Source organism: Streptococcus suis, from assembly GCF_017601095.1.
In the GTDB taxonomy this organism is placed as follows: Bacteria; Bacillota; Bacilli; order Lactobacillales; family Streptococcaceae; genus Streptococcus; species Streptococcus suis_Z.
Genome location: NZ_JAGFUX010000022.1, coordinates 1 through 6,084, shown reverse-complemented (window position 1 = coordinate 6,084; position 6,084 = coordinate 1). Strand labels below are relative to the sequence as shown.

Annotated in this window: 3 protein-coding genes and 1 pseudogene; 2 read left to right on the top strand and 2 right to left on the bottom strand. The window is 39.7% G+C overall.

The genetic code is table 11. The annotated features are described in order from the left end of the window. A partial coding sequence (locus J5566_RS10240; protein ID WP_348002286.1) for a VirB4-like conjugal transfer ATPase, CD1110 family occupies positions 1 to 998 on the top strand: 998 nt, incomplete at its 5' end. A 117-nt stretch (positions 999 to 1,115) separates the two neighbouring features. Here the strand turns inward: J5566_RS10240 and J5566_RS10235 are convergent. Then, positions 1,116 to 1,961 (bottom strand): nucleotidyl transferase AbiEii/AbiGii toxin family protein, encoded by an 846-nt coding sequence (locus J5566_RS10235; RefSeq protein ID WP_208563165.1) that lies wholly within the window; start codon positions 1,959 to 1,961, stop codon positions 1,116 to 1,118. Next, entirely contained in the window at positions 1,958 to 2,548 is a 591-nt protein-coding gene (locus tag J5566_RS10230; protein ID WP_000037237.1) for a type IV toxin-antitoxin system AbiEi family antitoxin domain-containing protein, read from the bottom strand. Before J5566_RS10230 ends, J5566_RS10235 begins: the two co-directional genes overlap by 4 nt. Positions 2,549 to 2,718: 170 nt before the next feature. Here J5566_RS10230 and J5566_RS10225 point away from each other — a divergent pair. Further along, a pseudogene (locus tag J5566_RS10225) lies at positions 2,719 to 6,084 on the top strand (SspB-related isopeptide-forming adhesin); the annotation flags it as partial.

The window sequence follows — 6,084 nt, the reverse complement described above, 5'->3', positions numbered from 1 at the left end:
ACTATTTATTGAGAGCCGCTCGAAAGAGTGATGAAATGCTTGAGCCGTATGAGGGGAAACTCTCACGTACGGTTCTTAGAGAGGAAGGTGGTAGTAATACCACTAACCTACTCGACTACAGTATTATCGGTCAAGCCTTTGGTGGGGAGAGTATTGATATTGCCCCAGATTCTACCACCTTCTTAAATGTCTTAGATCTATCTGATGAGAATATGGATGAGGATCCGGTTAAGGTCAAGTCCGAATTTCTCTTGTCCTGGATTGGAAAGCTCTTGGACCGCAAAATGGATGGTCGTGAGAAGTCCTTGATCGACCGTGTGACACGACTCACCTATAAGCATTTTGACATACCATCCTTGGTCGAATGGGTCTTTGTCTTATCTCAACAACCTGAACAGGAAGCTAAGGACTTGGCACTGGATATGGAACTCTATGTGGAAGGGTCGCTGGACATATTTTCACATCGGACCAATATTAAAACAGACAGTCATTTCCTGATTTACAATGTCAAAAAGTTAGGCGATGAATTAAAACAAATTGCCCTCATGGTTATCTTTGACCAAATTTGGAATCGGGTGGTCAAAAACCAAAAGCTAGGGAAGAAGACCTGGATTTACTTTGATGAAATGCAGCTACTTCTATTGGACAAGTATGCCTCTGATTTCTTCTTTAAACTTTGGAGTCGTGTCCGTAAGTATGGGGCGATACCGACAGGCATTACTCAGAATGTAGAAACGCTTCTTTTGGATGCCAACGGCAGACGCATTATTGCCAATAGCGAGTTCATGATTCTTTTAAAACAGGCTAAGAGCGATCGAGAAGAATTGGTGCATATGCTTGGACTTTCCAAGGAACTGGAGAAATACTTGGTCAATCCTGAAAAAGGTGCTGGGCTAATCAAGGCCGGTTCAACCGTTGTTCCATTTAAAAATAAGATTCCACAACACACCAAGCTCTTTGACATCATGAGTACGGACCCTGAAAAAATGAGGACATGAGATGAAAGAGGATAAAAAGCTAGTCAAACATGCTAGGCAAAACTTTCGAAGCAACTTAAAATCAGCCCGTATGCATTATCGGAATGTTAGCATATCTTTTGTGTTTTTTTGTCACGATTAATCAGAATTTATAGAAATGAGAACTGTTATGAGACGAATCATCTCATCAAGAACATCTGCAAGTGAAATCCCTTTTGTATAGCTATATTTTTTTGAATAATTTTGCCATTGTTTATTCTGAATAGGGTCAGATTTGAACCTCTCGAGTAGTTCAATAATCTTTACAAAATCGAGTTCTGTTTCGCGATATGAAAATGTTCTCTGACAGGCATTTCTCAACTGAATGAAGTCAATGTCTTCTTTCTTCAGTTTGGAAAGAATATATACATCGTAAAAATCTTTGCTTCTACTGTTCAAGAAATTACGTGAATAGATGGTTTGAAGTTTTTCAGCTAGAATTGTTTCAATTGTATAAGCAATGATTGGAAAATTGTCTTCATCAAAAATAGCTTTATAGTCGTATGTAATCGGCTGAGGAGTTACAACATCACCTGTCGCAATATCCAAATGGATAACTTGTTTAATATTCTCAAGTTGGCACAAAATGGTTGCTCGATAGCCACCATAGTCATCACTTTCTTTAATAGCTGTGATTGATTGAATCACAAAAGATATACCTTCTTCGGAATCTGCTAAAATTTCCTTGAGTTGCTGTTTAACAGTTTCTTCTGAGAGTGTTATTTGATGGAATAAAAAGTCAATATCAACAGTGCTACGAGATTCAACTCCGATGACATTCGAAAGTAGGAATCCCCCTTTGAAGATATAGTGATTTGAGTAGGTACTCTGACTTAATTTTTTCAAAATCACTTCAAGAAAGTAATAGGTCATCACGGAATTAAAGGTTAAACCAGTATTCTTTGATATTTTATGACAGAGTGCTGTTAATTTAGCTTTGTTCATATTAGAACCTCCAGAGTTTGTTTAACTTTTTCTAAAGTATTCATTTTTGTCGCATATTCATAGAGTTTTGCTAGATTTTTTTTAGGATAGTTCCCATAAGATTGAAGTGTCTTGACAAAGAGTTCGGAATCAATCTTTTCTCGATGTATTACAAAATCACAAATAATACGTTCAAAATCATATACCCTTACGTTGTTTCCCAAAGGAGTAGGTACAGTAGTCATTCCCAGCTCGCTGTATTCTTTAGAGACAAAGTGAATATTTAGATTAGCTGGAGGAGTATTAAAGCGGTAGCCTCTAGGAACTGTCACATCAAAATATTGTGGAATTTCATCTGTAAACTGTTGTAGATACAGTGCCGAAATATAAGAGAAAATAGCCTTAGGAAAACGATATTGAAAGAAGTAGTATTCATCATAGTCTCCGTTTTGGGTTAGGAAAATACCTTTTTCAACTCGGAAGATAATGCCTTCTTTCTCTAGTCTTGTCAGATATATTGTTGGAATACCTAGTGCTTTACAATCTTTGTTTGTGACAATTCCATTGTTCTTTTCTATAAAATCGAGTAGAATCTCTTTTTTTGACATACGGCCTCCCACTTGTTGCTTTTACACTACAATTTTACAATATTTGTGGTATAAAAGCAACATTTTCTTTTCCCTGAATTTATTGTGATAACAAAATCAAGCCTTCTTTTTTATGATGAGGAAAGAGTGACAAATTGTTGCTAGAGAATAAAAGAAAAGAAGGACTATTTATGACCAAAACATGTAATCATCACTTTCTTGTCAATCAGGAAAAAGGCGAGAAACACGTCTTTCGCAAGAGTAAAAAATATCGCACTCTATGTTCCGTTGCCCTTGGAACTATGGTGACGGCTGTTGTTGCTTGGGGAGGAACGGTTGCACATGCTGATGAAGTTACAACTTCAGTTGACACCACCATTCAACGAACGGAGAATCCAGCCACGAATTTACCAGAAGCACAGCCAAACCCTATATCTGAACAAACTGAAAGTTTAGCGTTAACTGGACAATCTAATGGAGCGATTGCTGTTACCGTACCACTTGATACGGTAACACAAGCAGTGGAACAGGCAAAGGCTGAAGGTGTTTCTACGGTTGAAGATAGCCCAATGGATTTGGGGAATACAACTTCTGCGTCAGAGACAAGCCAACAAATTTCAAAAGCAGAAGCAGATGCCCAAAACCAAGTTGTGGCTATCAATGAAGTTACTGAAAGCTACAAAGCTGACAAAGCGACATACGAATCGAATAAAGCCCGCATTGAACAGGAAAATATGGAGCTGTCACAGGTCTACGAAGGGGCAAACCAAACTGGTAAAGAGACAAATACTTGGGTTGATACCAAAGTCAAAGACCTAAAAACTCGGTATGCAGATGCTGATGTGACAGTAAAAGAACAAGTAGTCTCATCAGGAAACGGAACATCTGTACTGGACTATACAAACTATGGCAAGGCTGTTGAAACTATTCAATCAACTAACGAACAAGCTGTAGCGGATTATCTAACAAAGAAAACCAAGGCAGATGATATTGTTGCGAAAAATCAGGCCATTCAAAAAGAAAATGAAGCTGGACTTGCTAAGGCAAAGGCAGATAATGAAGCCATTGAAAGGCGTAATCAGGCAGGTCAAGCAGCTGTTGATGCTGAAAACCGTGCAGGTCAAGCCGCAGTAGATCAAGCTAATCAGGAGAAACAACAATTAGTTTCAGATCGTGCAGCCGAGATTGAAGCTATCACAAAACGTAATCAAGAAAAAGAAGCCGCAGCCAGAAAAGAAAATGAAGTGATTGATGCCTACAATACCAAAGAAATGGAACGCTATCAACGTGACTTGGCCGAGATTTCGAAAGGTGAAGAAGGTTATATTTCTGAAGCCCTTGCTCAAGCCCTCAATCTCAATAACGGTGAACCCCAAGCACAACATGGAGCAATTACCCGAAATCCTAATCAAATCATTTCAACTGGCGATGCCATGCTGGGTGGCTACTCAAGAATATTGGATTCAACAGGATTCTTTGTCTATGATAGCTTCAAAACAGGTGAGACCCTTAGTTTTAACTATCAAAATCTTCAAAATGCACGATTTGATGGTAAAAAGATTAGTCGAGTGACTTACGATATTACCAACCTTGTATCACCAGCTGGAACCGATGCCGTGAAATTGGTTGTGCCAAATGATCCAACCGAAGGTTTTATTGCCTATCGAAATGATGGAAATGGTGATTGGCGAACAGACAAGATGGAATTTCGTGTAGTTGCCAAGTATTTCTTGGAAGACGGAACGCAGGTTACCTTCTCCAAAGAAAAACCAGGAGTCTTCACGCATTCTTCCCTCAATCATAATGACATTGGTCTAGAATATGTCAAAGATACTTCTGGGAAATTTGTGGCGATTAATGGTTCAACCGTTCAAGTGACTAATGAAGGTCTAGCCCGTTCTTTGGGTTTCAACCGTGCAAGTGATTTGAATCTGCCTGAGGAATGGGATACCACATCAAGTCGTTATGCTTATAAAGGAGCAATTGTCTCAACAGTTACATCAGGCAATACCTACACAGTAACCTTTGGCCAAGGCGATATGCCACAGAATGTTGGATTGTCTTACTGGTTTGCCTTAAATACCCTACCAGTTGCACGTACAGTGACACCTTATAGTCCCAAACCTCATGTAGCGGTGGAACTTGAACCCGTTCCAGAACCTATTACGGTAACACCAGATGTCTTTACTCCAAAAACCTTTACACCTGAAAAGCCTGTGACCTTCACGCCAAAGCCTTTGGAAGAAGTAGTGCAGCCTAGTCTAACTTTGACCAAGGTAAACTTACCTGTTAAACCTATTCCAAAAGAACTTCCAACGCCACCACAAGTTCCGACTGTCCATTATCATGCGTACCGTTTGACGACAACTCCAGAGATTATGAAAGAAGTAGTCAATAGTGACCAAGCTAATCTTCATGAGAAAACTGTCGCAAAAGATTCAACGGTGATTTATCCCTTAACAGTTGATGCCTTATCGCCCAATCGTGCCCAAACGACTAGTCTCATTTTGAGGACTACTTGCCTGCTGGTTACCTATTTGATAAGGAAACAACACAAAAAGAGAATGGAAACTATGTCCTTAGCTTTGATGCGACTAAGAATTTTGTGACCTTAACCGCAAAGGAAAACTTGTTGCAGGAGGTAAATAAAGATTTAACCAAGGTTTATCAACTGAACGCCCCAAAACTCTATGGTTCTGTTCAAAATGATGGGGCAACCTATTCCAATAGTTACAAACTCCTTTTGAACAAGGGCACAACAAATGCTTACACAGTCACTTCAAATGTTGTAACGGTTCGTACACCAGGTGATGGGGAGACAACCACACTCATTACACCAGATAAAAACAATGAAAATGCGGATAGTGTCCTCATTAATGACACGGTCGTAGCCCTTGGCACAACCAACCACTATCGTTTGACTTGGGATTTGGACCAGTATAAGGGAGATCGTTCTGCTAAAGAGACAATTGCACGAGGCTTCTTCTTTGTGGACGATTACCCAGAGGAAGTGCTTGATGTGGTGGAAAATGGGACGGCTGTTACAACCCTTGACGGTCAGAAGGTATCAGGAATTACGGTTAAAAACTATGCTTCCCTAAATGAAGCCCCTAAAGACCTTCAAGATAAATTGGCTCGTGCTAAGATTACACCGACAGGTGCCTTTCAAGTCTTTTTGCCGGATGACAACCAAGCCTTTTATGACCAGTATGTTCAAACAGGAACTTCTTTAGCTCTTTTGACCAAAATGACGGTGAAAGATAGTCTCTATGGTCAAACTAAGACCTATACAAACAAGTCTTATCAAGTTGATTTTGGAAATGGCTATGAAACCAAGGAAGTGACCAACACCCTTGTTTCTCCAGAACCCAAGAAACAGAACCTCAATAAAGACAAAGTGGATATCAATGGGAAGCCCATGCTAGTGGGAAGTCAAAATTACTATACTCTCTCATGGGACTTGGACCAATACCGAGGGATTAAAGCAGACAACTCTCAGATTGCACAAGGTTTTTACTTTGTGGATGATTATCCAGAAGAAGCTTTATTGCCGGATG